We start from the raw sequence: 15,388 nt of genomic DNA, 5'->3' as shown, positions 1-15,388 counted from the left end.
CTCGCCCGGCCGCGGCACCGGGCAGGGCGTGGCGCCGGCCGAGGAGCCCACCCCGAGCGAACCCCCCGTGACGGGCGACACGTCCGAAGTACCTCCGACCAGGATGACGGTCACGGCGACGTCGCGTCCCGTGCCCCGGCCGACGCCCACGCTCCCGCCCGAGGAGACGCAGATCCACCGGTTCGACGTCTCCAAGCCGGGCCCGCCCGCCTACGTGGCGTCGGGGAAGGTGGCGGGCCGCCTGCTGAACCAGTACTCGTTGTCTGAGCACGAGGGCCACCTCCGCGTCGCCACCACGCTCGGCGCCAGAGACGGCCGGAGCAGTTCGAGCACCGTGTACGTGCTCGACGCCGCCACGATGGACAAGAAGGGCGAGGTCGGCGGGCTCGGCAAGGGCGAGCGCATCTACTCGGTCCGCTTCATCGGCCCGGTCGGCTACGCCGTCACGTTCAGGCAGGTCGACCCGCTCTACACCCTCGACCTGCGCGACCCGGCGGCGCCCAAGGTGACCGGCGAGCTGAAGATCACCGGCTACTCCGCCTACCTGCACCCGGCGGGCGACGGCCGGCTGATCGGCATCGGCCAGGAGGCGGACGAGGAGGGCAGGAGGCAGGGCACGCAGGTGTCGTTGTTCGACGTGAGCGACCCCGCCGCCCCGCGCAGGTTGTCGCAGCTGTTCCAGAAGGACGCCGGCTCCGAGGCCGAGTGGGACCCGCACGCCTTCCTCTACTGGCCCAGGACCGGCCTCGCGGTGATCCCGCTGAGGAGCGGCGAGGAGTCGGGCGCGCTCGCCCTCAAGATCGACGACTCGGGCGTGTCGAAGCTCGGCACGATCAAGCATCCGGCGCAGCGCGAGGAGCACGAGCGCGGGTTCCGGCCCGGCATCCAGCGCTCGCTCGTCATCGGCGACTCGCTCTGGACGGTCTCCACGCAGGGCGTGCAGGTCAACGACGCCGTCACGCTCGACGAGCAGGCGTGGATCCCGGCGGAGTGATGGCTCAGGACTCCGGCTTGACCGCGGGGACGATCTCCGGCGCGCCGAGCCTGATCGCGTCGGCCTCCTGGTCGGAGTCCTGCTCCTGGGAGAGGCGCTCGGCCTCCACGCGCTTGGTGAAATATCCCACCTCCCGCTTGACCTGCTCGCCGTCCCAGCCGAGCGGCGCGGCGAGCAGTTCGGCCGACTCCTGCGCCACGGCCACACCGCGGTGGAAGGTCTCGATGGAGATGCGCGTACGGCGGGTCAGCACGTCGTTGAGATGCCGGGCGCCCTCGTGCGTGGCGGCGTAGACGATCTCGGCGCGCAGGTAGTCGTCGGCCCCGCTCAGCGGCCGGCCCAGCGACGGGTCGTGCTCGATCAGCTCGAGCACCTCGTCGATCAGCGAGCCGTAGCGCTGCAGCAGGTGCTCGATCCTGGCCACGTGCAGCCCGGAGGTCTGGGCGATGCGGTGGCGGGCGTTCCACAGCGCCTGGTAGCCCTCCGCGCCGGCCAGCGGGATGCGGTCGGTGCACGAACGGGGCACCCGCTGGTCGAGGCCGTGCGCCACGGCGTCGACCGCGTCCTGCGCCATGACGCGGTAGGTCGTGTACTTGCCGCCGGCGATCATCACCAGGCCGGGCACCGGATGCGCGACCACGTGCTCCCTGGACAGCTTGGACGTCTCGTCCGACTCGCCCGACAACAACGGGCGCAGCCCCGCGTAGACGCCTTCGACGTCGTCGCGGCTCAGGGGCACCGACAACACGGCGTTGACGTGGTCGAGCAGGTAGTCGATGTCGGCCCTGGAGGCGGCAGGGTGGCCCTTGTCGAGGGTCCACTCCGTGTCGGTGGTGCCGATGATCCAGTGCCGTCCCCAGGGGATCACGAAGAGCACGGACTTCTCCGTACGCAGGATGATCCCGGTCCGCGACTGGATGCGGTCGCGCGGGACCACGAGGTGGATGCCCTTGGAGGCGCGTACGTGGATCTGGCCCCGGCCGCCGACCAGTTCCTGGATGTCGTCGGTCCAGACCCCGGTGGCGTTGACGACCTGCTGGGCGCGGACCTCGAACTCCTCGCCGCTCTCCAGGTCGCGCACCCGTACGCCGGTGACCCGCTCCCCCTCCCGCAGGAACCCCACCACCTGCGCCCGCGGGGCGATGTGGGCGCCGTAGGTGGCCGCGGTGCGCAGCATGGTCATCACGTAGCGGGCGTCGTCGACCTGCGCGTCCCAGTACTGGATGGCGCCCGTGAACGCGCTCTTCTTCAGCGCGGGGGCCAGCCGCAGCGCCCGCGACCTGGACAGGTGCCGGTGGCCGGGCACGCCGCGGGCGACCCCTGAGGCGAGCCCGAGCGTGTCGTAGAGGGCCACCCCGGCGCCGACGTAGGCCCGCTCCCAGCCGTAGTGCGTCAGCGGGAAGAGGAACGGCACCGGCTGGACGAGGTGCGGCGCGATGCGCTGCAGCAGCAGCGCCCGCTCCTGGAGTGCCTCGCGTACGAGCTCGAAGTTGAGCTGCTCCAGGTAACGCAGCCCGCCGTGAATGAGCTTGGACGAGCGCGACGACGTGCCCGAGGCGAAGTCACGGGCCTCGACCAGCCCGACGTCGAGCCCGCGGGTGGCGGCGTCGAGGGCCACCCCCGCTCCCACGACGCCCCCGCCGACCACGACCACGTCGAGCTCGCGTCCGGCCATACGTTCCAGCGCCTCGGCGCGCTCCGCGGGCCCGAGACGGGCCACGGTCCTTCCCGACGCCATGTTTCCCCCTGGGATGGCTTGTCGCCTGTGTCGCTTTCCTACCCGCCCCGACATCACCCTGTAACGCCTGGGCGGGTCAGGCGCGTACGACCTTTACCCCCGCGTCCGTCAGCTCGCCCGCCAGATCGTCGGAGAGCTGGGCGTCGGTGACGAGCGTGTCGATCCGCCCGATCGGGCAGATGCGGGAGAACGCCCGCTTGCCCACCTTGGACGAGTCGGCCACCACGACGACCTGCGCGGCGCGGCTGATCAGCAGGTTGTTGACGCTGGCCTCGCCCTCGTGGTGCGCCGAGGCGCCCAGTTCGATGTCGAGCGCGTCGACCCCGAGGAACGCCACGTCCAGCGTCACCTGCTCCAGCACCCCCGTCGCCAGCGGCCCTATGAGCTCGTACGACTGCTGCCTGGCCACCCCGCCGGTCACCACGATCTTGACGTGCTGGCGGACGGTGAGCTCGGCGGCGATGTTGAGCGCGTTGGTGACGATGGTGAAACCGCTCTCCAGCGCGGGCGCCGTGGCGAGCGTGCGGGCCAGCTCGGAGGTGGTGGTGCCGCCGTTGAGCCCCACCACGCCTCCCGGCGTCACGAACTCCGCCGCGGCGGCCGCGATGCGCTGCTTCTCGTCGGCGTGCCTGGCCGTCTTGTAGCGCAGCGGCAGGTCGTAGCTGACGCTCTGGGCGACCGCTCCGCCCCGCGTGCGCATGAGCATCTGCTGCTGGGCGAGCTGGTCGAAGTCCCGCCGGATCGTCGCGGTGGAGACGTCGAGCGCCTGGGACGCCTCCTCCACCGACAGCCTGCCCTCCTGGGAGAGCAGCTCGAGGATGGCGTTCCAGCGGTCGTAGCGGGACACGAAGCCTCCCTTGAGGACGAGGTCAGCAGCAAGCGTGGCACACCTGGAGTGCCGGAGCCACCGGTGTCCATTTATGCTCTTAGCTGGTATAAAAAACGCAGAAACAATCAATCATGGGGAGGCACGTGGTGACCAGCCACACCGAGGCCGAGATCGCGTCCCAGCCGTCCTGCTGGCGCCGCGCCGTCGCCGACGTTCCCGTCGACGCGCTGCCGCGCCACGGCGAGCGGGTGGCCGTCGTCGGCTGCGGCACGTCATGGTTCATCGCGATGGCGTACGCGACACTGCGGGAGCGGGCCGGGCACGGGGAGACCGACGCCTTCGCCGCCTCCGAGGCGCCCTCAGGACGTTCGTACGACCGCGTGCTCGCGCTGACCCGCTCGGGCACCACCACCGAGGTCCTGGAGCTGCTCGGCAGGACCACCACGAAGATCTCGGCCATCACCGCCGACCCGGAGACGCCGATCATGCGGGCCGCCGACGAGGTCGTCGTGCTCGACTACGCCGACGAGCGGTCGGTCGTGCAGACCAGGTTCGCCACCACCCAGCTGGCCCTGTTGCGCGCCAGCCTCGGCGAGGACCTCACCCGGGCCATCGAGGACGCCGAGCGGGCCGTCGCCGCGCCGCTGCCCGACGAGCTGGTCAAGGCCGAGCAGTTCAGCTTCCTCGGCACCGGCTGGACGGTCGGGCTGGCGCAGGAGGCCGCGCTGAAGATGCGCGAGGCCTCCCGCTCGTGGACGGAGGCGTACCCGGCGATGGAATACCGGCACGGCCCCATCAGCATCGCCGGCCCCGGACGCGTCACCTGGATGCTCGGCGCCGCGCCCGACGGCCTGCGCGGGCAGGTCGAGCAGGCGGGCGGCATGTTCTTCGACAGCGAGCTGGACCCCATGGCCGAGCTGATCCGCGCCCAGCGGGTGGCCGTCGCCCGCGCGTTCGCCCAGCAGCTGAATCCCGACGAGCCCATGCACCTCACGCGATCTGTGATTCTTTCTCCATGAGCCTTACTCTTGCCGACGCCAGGATCGTGACACCCGGGGGAATCCACGAGGGGTGGCTGACCATAGAAGACGGCCGCATCACGCATGTCGGCCACGGATCGGCTCCCGGTCCCGGCCTGAGCGTGGGCGGGCGGCACGTCGTGCCCGGCTTCGTCGACATCCACAACCACGGCGGCGCCGGCGGCTCCTTCCCCACCGGCGAGCTCGACCAGGCCCGTGAGGCCGTGGCGCTGCACCGGCGCCACGGCACCACCACGACCATGGCCAGCCTCGTCACCGACTCCCCCGAGCGGCTCGTCCGGGCGGCGTCGGCGCTGGCCGAGCTCTGCGAGGAAGGGCTGTTGGCCGGCATCCACTTCGAGGGCCCCTACATCTCGCGGGCCCGCTGCGGCGCGCACGACCCCACGCTGCTGCGCGAGCCCTCGCCGCAGGAGTTCGCCGAGCTGGTCAAGGCCGGGCGCGGCCACGTACGCATGGTCACCATCGCGCCCGAGCTGCCCGGCGCGCTCGACACGATCCGGCTGGCCGTCTCCGAAGGCGTGCTCGCCGCCGTGGGCCACAGCGACGCCGGCTACGAGCAGACGATCGACGGCATCGAGGCGGGCGCGAGCGTGGCCACCCACCTCTACAACGCGATGGCGCCGCTCGGCCACCGCGCCCCCGGGCCGATCGCCGCGCTGCTCGACGACGAGCGGGTGACCACCGAGCTGATCAACGACGGGGTGCACGTGCATCCGGCCATGCTGCGGCTGGCCTGCGAAGTGGCGGGCCCCGGCCGCACCGCGCTGATCACCGACGCCATGTCGGCCACCGGTCTCGGCGACGGCGACTACGTGCTCGGCTCGATGGGCGTGCGCGTGCACGACGGCGTCGCCCGGCTCGTCGAGGGCGGCTCGATCGCGGGCTCCACCCTGACCATGGACGTCGCGTTCCGGCGCAGCGTGCGGGAGGTGGGCATGTCCCTGCCCGACGCCGTGCAGGTGGCCTCGCTGACACCCGCGCGGGTGCTCGGCCTGGCCGACCGGATCGGCTCGATCGCCGTCGGCAAGGCCGCCGACCTGGTGGTGCTCTCCGACGACCTGGAGGTGACCGGAGTGATGAAGGACGGCGACTGGGTCACGGAGCCCTGATGATCCTCACCGTGACGCTCAACCTCGCGCTCGACGTGACCTACGGGTTGCCCTCGGTCGACTGGGACGGCGTCAACCGGGTCACCGCCGTGCACCGGCGGGCCGGCGGCAAGGGCGTCAACGTGGCCAGGGTGCTGGCGGCGCTGGGCCACGAGGTGCTGGTCACCGGCCTGGCGGGCGGGCCGACCGGGCAGGCGGTCGAAGGCGATCTGCGGGCGGCCGGGCTGCCGGGCGCCCTGACGCCCATCGCCGCCGACTCCCGCACCACCCTGGCCGTCACGGACGACGGCGCCGGGCGTACGGCGCTGTTCAACGAGCCCGGTCCCGAGGTGAGCTCCGGGGAGCTGGCGAGCTTCGTACGGCACTACGAGACGCTCCTGGCCACCGCCGACGCGGTCGTCCTGTCGGGGAGCCTGCCGCGCGGCGTGCCCCTCGACACCTACGCGGCCCTCGCCTCGATCGCGGCGGACAAGGGCGTGCCCGCGATCGTGGACGCCGACGGCGAACCGCTGCGCCACGCGCCGGCGGGCCGCCCGTCCGTGGTCAAGCCCAACGCGGAAGAGCTGGCCAGGGCGGTGCCCGGCGGCGCCCCCGCCGAGGGCGCCCGGGCGCTGCGCGAGCGGGGAGCCGGGGCCGTGGTGGTGTCCATGGGGGCCGAAGGGCTGCTGGCCGTCACGGGTGAGGGGACGTTCGGTGCGCGCATGCCGTACACCGTGGAGGGAAACCCGACGGGCGCGGGCGACGCGCTGGTCGCCGGGCTGGCGCTGGGGCTGGTGGAGCGGGCACCGTGGCATGACAGGCTGAGGCGGGCCGCGGCGCTGGGCGCGGCGGCCGTGGCCGCGCCCGTGGCCGGTGACTTCGACCCCGACGTGTACGCCGACATCCACCCCAAGATCATCATTACGTAAGGAGCCACTGCCATGCCCCTCGCCGCCATCGGCGACATCGTCAGCCAGTCGCCCGCAGGGGTGGGCGCGTTCAACGTGATCCAGCTCGAACACGCCACCGCCATCGTGGCCGGCGCGCAGGCGCTGGGGATGCCGGTCGTGCTGCAGATCAGCGAGAACTGCGTGCGCTACCACGGCGCCCTGGAGCCCGTCGCGCTGGCCGCGCTCGCGGTGGCCCGCCGCGCGGACGTGCCGGTCGCGGTCCACCTCGACCACGCCACCGACAGGGCACTCGTGGAGGAGGCGGTGGAGCTGGGGCTGGGTTCGGTGATGTACGACGCCTCGGCCCTGCCCGACGAGGAGAACGTCGCCGCCACGGCCGAGGTGGCCGCCTGGTGCCATGAGCGCGGCGTGTGGGTGGAGGCCGAGCTGGGCGAGGTCGGAGGCAAGGACGGCGTGCACGCGCCGGGCGCCCGCACCAAACCCCACGAGGCCGTCGACTACGTGGCGCGGACGGGCGTCGACGCGCTGGCGGTCGCGGTTGGCACCTCGCACGCCATGACGTCCAAGGACGCCGTGCTCGACCTGGAGCTCATCGCCGAGCTGCGGGCCGCGGTGCCGGTGCCGCTGGTGCTGCACGGCTCGTCGGGGGTGCCTGACGACGTGCTGCGCGAGGCCGTCGGGAAGGGCATGAAGAAGATCAACATCGCGACCCACCTGAACAAGGCGTTCACCGGAGCCGTCCGCGACTACCTGGCCCACGACGAGCGGGTCGTCGACTCCAGGAAATATCTCAAGGCCGGGCGCGACGCGGTGTCCAGGGAGGTCACCCACCTGCTGGGCGTGCTCGCGGGCTGAGCCGCGCTCACCCTCCCAGCCGCGCCAGCACCCGCCCGGCCTGCCGCTCGAAGGTGCCGGGCGGGTTGCGCGGCGAGTCCGGGGAGTCGTGGGCCAGCAGGAACAACCACATGAGGGCGTGCAGCCTGCGGTGCTCGCGCGTCCGCCGCTCCTCCTGCGGGCTCAGGCCGAACGCGGGCACGATCTCCACCTCGCCGTCCACCCACATAGACACGTGCTCGGCGATCTCGGCCACCTCGTACGCCACGTCGCTGCGCCCGGAGTCCTCGAAGTCGACCAGGCGGACGCGGGAGCCGTCCCACAGGAAGTTGGCCAGGTTGCCGTCCCCCGCGCCGAACGCGGGCGTGCCCGGCTCGCCCGGCGACCTGGTCTCCAGCCACCGCAGCCCCTCTTTGACGGCCTGGCCGTCCAGCGGCCCTCTGGGCTCCCATGCCTCGGCGCGACGCCTGACCCAGTCGGCGACCACGGTGTCGGCCCACGGGCGCTCGGGCACGTCCCGCAGGACGGTGTCAGGGAGGGCGGCGTGCAGCCGGGCGCGCGCCTCGGCCATGGCGGCGACGTGCTCGGCCCGCACCCGCATCCCTCGCATCGGGAGCCCGTCGATCCACGTCATCGTGAGCGTGCGGCCGTCGAAGGCCACGGGCTCGGGGGCCAGCCCGGGAGCGTGTTCGGCCAGGAGGGTCAGCGCCCGCCATTCACGTTCCCCCGCGCCCGGCTTGCCGTCCACGTACCGCTTGGTGATGAGATCGCCGTCGCGTACGAGCTCGTGGGTGTGCCGATGATCAGTCATCCCCGCATGCTAGGGGAGCAGCCGTTCGACGGCGGCGCTCACGAGCGCGTGCGTCTCTTCCTCGCCGAACACGTCCGGCAGCGTGAGCCGCTCGACGATCAGCCAGTTGAGCGCCAGGTAGAGCAGGACCACGGTGGTGTCGTCGCCGGGCAGGCCGGTCTCGCGGTGGTGGCGTACGTTCGTCTCGACGTCGGCGCGGATGCGCTCGGTCAGCACCTCGCGCAGGCGGGGCCGCCTGGTCGCCTCCAGCCGCAGCTCCAGCAGCGCCAGATAGCCTGACCGGAAGGACGAGATCCGGCCGACCATCTCGTGCATGAGGCCGGTCACCCGGTCGCGGTCGCGCGGCCCGGCGAGGCTCGATGCGATGGTGGCGGCGTCGGGCTGCAGCCGCTCGTAGATCCGGCCGCCGGCCTGGGTCAGCAGGTCGTCGCGGCTGGCGAAATAGTTGGACGCGGTGCCGGTCGGCACCTCGGCCCGGGAGTCCACCGCCCTGAACGTCAGCCCGCGGGCGCCTTCCTCGGCCAGCACCTCGATCGCCGCGTCGACCAGTGCCGCCCGCCGGGCGACGTTCTGCCTGACCACCTTTGACACCACTCCGTCTGTAGTACTACGGTGAAAGCACTTCGGTCATAGTACTTTAAAAGGAGTAGTTTTGCGCAAGCTCACGTATTACGTAGCCACCTCCATCGACGGCTACATCGCGGGCCCCGGCGGCGAGGTCGACTTCTACCCGGTGGCCGACGACCTGGCGGCGTGGGCCAACGCCCGCCTCCCCGAGACGGTGCCCGCCCCCATCCGGGCCCTGACCGGCTTCGACGCCCCCAACCAGCGCTTCGACACCGTGCTCATGGGCCGGGGCACGTACGAGCTCGGCCTGAAGACGGGCACGACCAACCCCTACCCCCACATGAGGCAGTACGTCATCTCCAACACCATCAAGAGCGTCGACGAGCCCGCCATCGAGCTGGTGCCCGGCGACCCGCTCGGCCTGGTGCGGCGGCTGAAGCAGGAGGACGGGCTGGACATCTGGTTGTGCGGAGGTGGCAACGTGGCCGCCCAGCTCCTGCCGGAGATCGACGAGATGATCATCAAGTGTTACCCGGTGGTGGCGGGCGCGGGCATCCCGGCCTTCCACGGCGGTTTCCGGCCGACGACGTTCACCCTGACCGGCACCGAGACCTTCGGCAACGGCACCCTGGTGACGACCTACACCCGCTGAGCCGCGCCCCGGCCCGCCCTCTCCGCGCAGGAAGCGCGGCTTCCCGAACCTGCGGAACAGCTCACCTCCGGCCGAGGCCCTGACGCTCCATGTCCTCGACCGCCTTCTTCGCGACCACCAGCGACGCCCCGGTGGCCTCCCGGTAGAGCTTGATCGCCAGGATCTTCTTCCCCTTGCGCATCGCCGCGTAGAAGTCGGGCGGCAGCCGTGACCCCCCGCCGACGGAGTCGATCAGCGCGGGGTCGATCAGGGCGGGGTCGATGCCGAGGTGCCGCTGGAGGTAGGCCATCTGCTTCTCCAGCCGGGCAACTCTCTCTTCAAGGGATTCCATGCCCGAAACCATAACTTCACCGCGGCCCGGCGCGCAGAGCCGCCCGTGGGCCGCCCATGGGCCGCGGTGGCGGATCGGGACAGGTCAGGAGTGGGTAGGAGCCACCACGACCTCGACCCGCTGGAACTCCTTGATGTCGGAGTAGCCGGTGGAGGCCATGGTGCGCTTGAGCGCGCCCATGAGGTTCATCGAGCCGTCTGCCACGCTCGACGGCCCGTGCAGGATCTGCTCGAGTGTCCCGACCGTCCCGAACTCGACCCGCCGTCCCCTCGGCAGGTCGGGATGGTGCGCCTCGGAGCCCCAGTGGAACCCGTGGCCGGGCGCCTCGGCGGCGCGGGCCAGCGGCGAACCCACCATCACGGCGTCGGCCCCGCAGGCGATGGCCTTGGCGATGTCGCCGGACGTGCCCATGCCGCCGTCGGCGATCACGTGCACGTAGCGGCCGCCCGACTCGTCCATGTAGTCGCGCCGGGCCGCGGCGACGTCGGAGATGGCGGTGGCCATCGGCACGGCCACCCCGAGCACGTTGCGCGTCGTGTGGGAGGCGCCGCCGCCGAAACCGACCAGCACCCCCGCCGCGCCCGTGCGCATCAGGTGGAGAGCGGCCGTGTGGGTCGCGCAGCCGCCCACGATGACCGGCACGTCGAGCTCGTAGATGAACTGCTTGAGGTTGAGCGGCTCGGCCCGCCCCGACACGTGCTCGGCGGAGACGGTCGTGCCGCGGATGACGAAGATGTCGACGCCCGCGTCGATCACGGCCTTGTGGTATTGGACCGTGCGCTGCGGCGACAACCGCACGGCGGTCGTCACGCCGGAGGAGCGGATCTCCTCGATCCGCCGGCCGATCAGGTCCTCCTGGATCGGGGCCGCGTAGATCTCCTGCAGCCGCCTGGTGGCCGCCGCGGCGTCGAGCGTCGAGCACTCCTCCAGCAGCGGCGACGGGTCTTCGAAGCGGGTCCAGAGCCCTTCGAGGTCGAGCGGGGCCAGCCCGCCCAGCCGCCCGATCGCGATGGCGGTGGCCGGCGAGACCACGCTGTCCATGGGAGCGACCACCACGGGCAGCTCGAACCGGTAGGCGTCGATCTGCCAGGCGATCGAGACCTCCTCCGGGTCACGGGTGCGCCGCGAGGGCACCAGCCCGATCTCGTCGAGCGAGTATGCCCGCCGCCCGGTCTTTCCCCGGCCGATCTCCACCTGCTGAGTCATGCTCTTACCTTCTGTGATAGTTCGGAGCTTCCACCGTCATCTGGATGTCGTGGGGGTGGCTCTCCTTGAGGCCCGCCGCCGTGATCGGCATGAGCTCGCAGTCGGTGTGCATCTGCGCGATCGTGCGGCAGCCGGCGTACCACATGCCCTGGCGCAGCCCGCCGATGAGCTGGTGGGCGACGGCCGAGACCGGGCCGCGATAGGGCACCTGACCCTCGATGCCCTCGGGGATGTATTTGTCCTCGCCGCCGACGTCGGCCTGGGCGTAGCGGTCCTTGCTGAAGGAGGCGCCGCCGCGCTCGCGGTTGCGTACGGCGCCGAGCGAGCCCATGCCGCGGTAGGACTTGAACTGCTTGCCGTTGATGAAGATCAGCTCGCCGGGCGACTCCTCGCACCCCGCGAGCAGCGAGCCCAGCATGACCGTGTCGGCGCCCGCGGCGATCGCCTTGACGATGTCGCCGGAGTATTGCAGGCCGCCGTCGCCGATCACCGGCACGCCCGCGGGCGCGCACGCCTTGGAGGCCTCGTGGATGGCGGTCACCTGCGGGGCGCCGACCCCGGCGACCACCCGCGTGGTGCAGATGGAGCCGGGCCCCACGCCCACCTTGACCGCGTCGGCGCCCGCGTCGACCAGCATCTGCGCGCCCGCCCTGGTCGCGATGTTGCCGCCGATGACCTCGACCTTGCTGTTGGCCTTGACCTTGGCGATCATGTCGGCCAGGCCCTTGGAGTGGCCGTGCGCGACGTCGACCACCACCACGTCGACCCCGGCCTCGATCAGCGCCTTGGCCCGCACCTCCGCGTCACCACCGACGCCGACGGCCGCCCCCACGATGAGCCGGCCGTCGGCGTCTTTGGTGGACAGAGGGTACTGCTCGCTCTTGGTGAAGTCTTTGACCGTGATCAGGCCGCGCAGCCTGCCGTCGGCGTCGACGAGGGGCAGCTTCTCGATCTTGTTCTTCCTGAGGAGGGCGAAGGCGTCGTCACGCGAGACCCCCACCGGCGCGGTGACCAGCGGCATCTTCGTCATGACCTGGTGCACGGGCCGCGACTGGTCGGTCTCGAAGCGCATGTCACGGTTGGTCACGATGCCGACCAGCGTGCCCGACGAGTCGGTGACGGGAACCCCCGAGATCCGGTAGGTCGCGCAGAGCCGCTCGACGTCGGCCAGCGTGTCGTCGGGGCCGCACGTCACCGGATTGGTGACCATGCCCGCCTCGGAGCGCTTGACCAGGTCGGCCTGCTGGGCCTGCTCGTCGACCGAGAGGTTGCGGTGCAGGATGCCGATGCCGCCCTGCCGCGCCATGGCGACCGCCATGCGGGCCTCGGTGACGGTGTCCATCGCCGCGGAGACCAGCGGGATGGACAGCGTGACGCCACGGGACAGGCGGGACCGGGTGTCGGCGTCGCCCGGTTGCAGATCGGAGTAGCCAGGAACCAGCAGCACGTCGTCGAAGGTCAAACCCATCTCGGTGAACTTGGACATGCTGCGGCCCCCTCCTGCCGATGCGCTGATGCAGCCAAGTCTAGGGCCTGCCTCCAAAATCGTGTTCACGCCCTCGGGGCCCGGCGTGCTGCAGACGTTCCCCGGTTTCGCGGCAGGAGGCGCGCAGTGCCGGGAGCACGATGACCCCCACGGTCCGTCGTACTCCCGGCATCTCACAGCGCTGGGGGATGGGACGGTCGGTGACCCGTCCCATCCCCCAGCCACCGGCACCCGGGGCGTGGTGGCGCGTGCGCACCACCGAACCCCCCTCCGCGTCCTGATGGGCGGCGCTGCCACGCCCGCTTTCGGATGCCGACGCTAGGTAAAGCTTGTGTCACTCAACGGCACATCGCAAGGTGAAAACGTGCAATTGCACGAAGTTGCACGCCGCCTTCGAGCAGTCGGTGGAAGGAGAGGACAAGGGCGCAATGCGGCGTTATTCTCGCGGCACGCCCGTGTCCCCCCTACGGAGCCGCCCACGATGCGCAATGAGCCGAGAGCCGCGTCAGATCCCTACGATACGCTGGGCCTCGACCCTGCCCAGAGGGTGCTCTACTCAACGGTGCTGCGCCTGCACAGAGCCACCCGCACCGATCTCGCGCAGGCCATCGACGGCCCGGTGGACAAGGTCACCCGCCAGCTCGACGACCTGGTCAAGCTCGGCGTGGTGGACGAACGGTCGGGCGAATACCTGGCCCGTCACCCCGCGGCGGCGCTCGGCCGGGTGATCGCCGAGCGGCTGGAGCGGCTGGCCGAGGAGAGCCGCATGATCGATTCGGCGCTCGGGTCCATCCGCGGACTGATCCACGACTATGACGCCGGCCGCGACTACCAGAGCGGGCCTTTCACGGTGGAGATGTTGAACGGGGCCGACGTCCTGTTCGAAAGCGTGGTCGGCATGGCCGTGCAGTCACCGCCGATGGAATTGCACACAGCAATCCCGGACGAACGCACAATGAGCGACTTTGCTCGTAAATTTGCGGATCCGTGGATTGATGCGCAACAACGAAATCTTCTCGCCGTTCATGTGATCCTGCCGGTTTCGGCCCTGACACTCCCAGGCGTACGCGATCTGCTGACCCGCCTGCTCGAAGCCGGCGGCAACGTGCGCACGCTGGACCGGGTGCCGAGCTGGTTCATGGCCGCGGGCGTCGACGTGGCCGGCCTGCCCGCGTTCTGGGGCGGCAACCTGCCCGACCACGCCTACCACTTCTACCTCGTACGCACGCCGATCGTGGTGGGCATGCTGCGCGCCCTCTTCAGCGAGCTGTGGGGCCGCGCCACGCCCCTGCCGTGGGGGCGCGGGATCGACGGGATGGCCCAGGTGCTGCGCCTGGCAGCGCAGGGCCTGTGCGACGAGTCGATAGCCCGCCAGCTCGGGATCTCGGTCAGGACGGTACGCGCGAGGTTCGCCGGGGCCATGGCCGAACTGGGCGCCCAGTCACGCTTCCAAGCAGGCGTGGAGGCCTCCAGACGCGGATGGCTGAGGTAATAGCCACCGCTGGGGCCGCATCGGTCATATGGTGGGAAGGTGCTGGAAGACGTCCCCCGCGACCCGTTCGCGGACGACCCGAACGACCCTTCCTCGGCGATGGGCGCCCTAGACGACGCCGAGCCACTCACCGCGGCCGAACGCGACGAGGCCATCACGGACCTCGCCGACGTCGAGGTCTTCCGCTCCCTGCTCGAACCGCAGGGTGTGCTGGGCCTCGTGCTCGACTGCCCCGAATGCGGCGAGCAGCACTTCTTCGACTGGGAGCTGCTGCGCGGCAACCTGCGACAGATGATCGAGAAAGGCCAGCCACAGGTCCACGAGCCGGCCTTCCATCCCGATCCCGCCGACTACGTCACCTGGGAATACGCCAGAGGCTATGTCGATGGCGTCATCGACACGGAGGAACGCCGCTGATCCACGTCGTCGAGCAGCACGGCCAGCAACCGTGCTGCCGGATCGCCTGAGTCAGGCATCTCTCCACGACCGAGCGCGTCGAGCAGCGCATCGGTCTCCTCCTCTGGCGTCAAGCGGACTCCAGCTCGGCCATCTGCCGCAACCTGGCCAGCGCCCGATGCTGGGCGACGCGGACCGCACCCGGTGACATGCCGAGTACATTACCGGTCTCCTCGGCGGACAGCCCCGACACCACCCGCAACAGCAGCAACTCCCGCTGGTTCTCCGGCAGCCTGGCCAGCAGCCTGCGCGCGTGCTCCACCTCGATGTAGCGGACCACCGTCTCCTCGGGCCCCGGCCCGTCGTCGGGCCCGTCGGGCAGGTCCTGAGTGGGTACGGCCGAGCGCACGGAACTGCGCAGCGCGTCGGCCACTTTGTGCGAGGCGATCCCGAACACGAAGGAGGCGAACGGCCTCCCCATGTCGCGGTAGCGCGGCAGCGCGGACAGGACCGCGATGCACACCTCCTGGGCGACGTCATCGGCAATGTGATATTGCCCCGAAACCCTGCCCAGCCTGGCACGGCAATACCGCACCACCATCGGACGCAACTCGCCGAGCAGAGATTCGATCGCACTGCGATCTCCCTGCACGGCGAGGCTCGTCAGTTCCCTTAGGTCGGAGTCATCCGTCCGTGCCGGAAGTCTCGACGCGAGCCTTACCCCAATTTTGGCGTCGGCGACGCTTCCCTCGCTCACGATAGGCATGATGCCCGCACTGATCCGGCCTGTCGTCATGGCGAACGGCTACGGATTGGTCACATCTGAAGCGACGATAACTATCAGTAATCAAATGCGTACACTACGGCGAAACGGCTGACATAATGTTTCATCTCATAACCGGGAATGCACGACATTTGTCAGACACCGACGCTTACCACCCTCTTCCGGTTTACTGCAATATTCCACCTTTTCCCCCACTTCCCCCCAACCTGTCTCTTATACACACCTGACG

General features: G+C 70.6%; 16 protein-coding genes. 8 read left to right on the top strand and 8 right to left on the bottom strand.

The genetic code is table 11. From position 1 onward, the window contains the following. A partial coding sequence (locus E1295_RS42300) for a beta-propeller domain-containing protein (RefSeq protein ID WP_181958130.1) occupies positions 1 to 994 on the top strand: 994 nt, incomplete at its 5' end. Positions 995 to 998: 4 nt separating this feature from the next. Here E1295_RS42300 and E1295_RS42295 read toward each other — a convergent pair. Further along, a complete protein-coding gene (locus E1295_RS42295) occupies positions 999 to 2,732 on the bottom strand; it encodes a glycerol-3-phosphate dehydrogenase/oxidase (RefSeq protein ID WP_132640027.1) in 1,734 nt (577 codons plus the stop codon). A gap of 76 nt (positions 2,733 to 2,808) precedes the next feature. Further along, positions 2,809 to 3,579 (bottom strand): DeoR/GlpR family DNA-binding transcription regulator, encoded by a 771-nt coding sequence (locus E1295_RS42290; RefSeq protein WP_132640025.1) that lies wholly within the window; start codon positions 3,577 to 3,579, stop codon positions 2,809 to 2,811. Between the two features lie 128 nt (positions 3,580 to 3,707). On the opposite strand from E1295_RS42290, the gene E1295_RS42285 reads away from it, so the two are divergent. From E1295_RS42285 to E1295_RS42270, 4 genes are read left to right on the top strand one after another with little or no spacing between them, the layout of a single operon-like run. Then, positions 3,708 to 4,580 (top strand): SIS domain-containing protein, encoded by an 873-nt coding sequence (locus E1295_RS42285; protein WP_220449161.1) that lies wholly within the window; start codon positions 3,708 to 3,710, stop codon positions 4,578 to 4,580. After that, positions 4,577 to 5,710, top strand: a complete 1,134-nt coding sequence (gene nagA, locus E1295_RS42280) for an N-acetylglucosamine-6-phosphate deacetylase (RefSeq protein WP_132640021.1) — start codon at positions 4,577 to 4,579, stop codon at positions 5,708 to 5,710. The genes E1295_RS42285 and nagA overlap by 4 nt, the downstream gene beginning before the upstream one ends. Beyond that, a complete protein-coding gene (locus E1295_RS42275; RefSeq protein WP_132640019.1) occupies positions 5,710 to 6,618 on the top strand; it encodes a 1-phosphofructokinase family hexose kinase in 909 nt (302 codons plus the stop codon). Before nagA ends, E1295_RS42275 begins: the two co-directional genes overlap by 1 nt. 12 nt (positions 6,619 to 6,630) lie before the next feature. Further along, complete coding sequence (locus tag E1295_RS42270) at positions 6,631 to 7,455, top strand: class II fructose-bisphosphate aldolase (protein ID WP_132640017.1); 825 nt, start codon at positions 6,631 to 6,633, stop codon at positions 7,453 to 7,455. Positions 7,456 to 7,462: 7 nt separating this feature from the next. Here E1295_RS42270 and E1295_RS42265 read toward each other — a convergent pair whose 3' ends face one another. Next, the gene (locus tag E1295_RS42265) at positions 7,463 to 8,245 is read right to left on the bottom strand and encodes a phosphotransferase family protein (protein ID WP_132640015.1); all 783 of its coding nucleotides are present in this window, start codon (positions 8,243 to 8,245) and stop codon (positions 7,463 to 7,465) included. Between the two features lie 9 nt (positions 8,246 to 8,254). Further along, positions 8,255 to 8,836: a TetR/AcrR family transcriptional regulator gene (locus E1295_RS42260; protein ID WP_246081036.1), complete on the bottom strand. Its 582-nt coding sequence runs from the start codon at positions 8,834 to 8,836 to the stop codon at positions 8,255 to 8,257. A gap of 61 nt (positions 8,837 to 8,897) precedes the next feature. On the opposite strand from E1295_RS42260, the gene E1295_RS42255 reads away from it, so the two are divergent. Continuing rightward, on the top strand, positions 8,898 to 9,464 hold the full coding sequence (locus E1295_RS42255; RefSeq protein WP_132640013.1) for a dihydrofolate reductase family protein: 567 nt from the start codon (positions 8,898 to 8,900) through the stop codon (positions 9,462 to 9,464). A 61-nt stretch (positions 9,465 to 9,525) separates the two neighbouring features. On the opposite strand, the gene E1295_RS42250 is transcribed toward E1295_RS42255, so the two are convergent. The 3 genes from E1295_RS42250 to guaB form a co-directional block, all read right to left on the bottom strand. Then, a complete protein-coding gene (locus E1295_RS42250; RefSeq protein ID WP_132640011.1) occupies positions 9,526 to 9,795 on the bottom strand; it encodes a hypothetical protein in 270 nt (89 codons plus the stop codon). A gap of 84 nt (positions 9,796 to 9,879) precedes the next feature. Beyond that, positions 9,880 to 11,001 (bottom strand): GuaB3 family IMP dehydrogenase-related protein, encoded by a 1,122-nt coding sequence (locus tag E1295_RS42245; RefSeq protein ID WP_181958129.1) that lies wholly within the window; start codon positions 10,999 to 11,001, stop codon positions 9,880 to 9,882. A 4-nt stretch (positions 11,002 to 11,005) separates the two neighbouring features. After that, positions 11,006 to 12,487, bottom strand: coding sequence for an IMP dehydrogenase (guaB, locus tag E1295_RS42240; RefSeq protein ID WP_132640009.1), 1,482 nt, complete (start codon positions 12,485 to 12,487; stop codon positions 11,006 to 11,008). Positions 12,488 to 13,034: 547 nt separating this feature from the next. On the opposite strand from guaB, the gene E1295_RS42235 reads away from it, so the two are divergent. Further along, entirely contained in the window at positions 13,035 to 13,979 is a 945-nt protein-coding gene (locus E1295_RS42235) for a response regulator transcription factor (RefSeq protein ID WP_246081035.1), read from the top strand. 39 nt (positions 13,980 to 14,018) lie between these two features. Beyond that, a complete protein-coding gene (locus E1295_RS42230) occupies positions 14,019 to 14,396 on the top strand; it encodes a DUF5319 domain-containing protein (protein ID WP_132640005.1) in 378 nt (125 codons plus the stop codon). A 109-nt stretch (positions 14,397 to 14,505) separates the two neighbouring features. Here E1295_RS42230 and E1295_RS42225 read toward each other — a convergent pair whose 3' ends face one another. Further along, entirely contained in the window at positions 14,506 to 15,141 is a 636-nt protein-coding gene (locus E1295_RS42225) for a sigma-70 family RNA polymerase sigma factor (protein ID WP_132334441.1), read from the bottom strand. Positions 15,142 to 15,388 lie beyond the last annotated feature (247 nt).

Source organism: Nonomuraea mesophila (genome assembly GCF_004352805.1).
Taxonomy (GTDB): Bacteria; Actinomycetota; Actinomycetes; order Streptosporangiales; family Streptosporangiaceae; genus Nonomuraea; species Nonomuraea longispora.
This window is presented reverse-complemented; position numbering and strand designations above follow the sequence as displayed.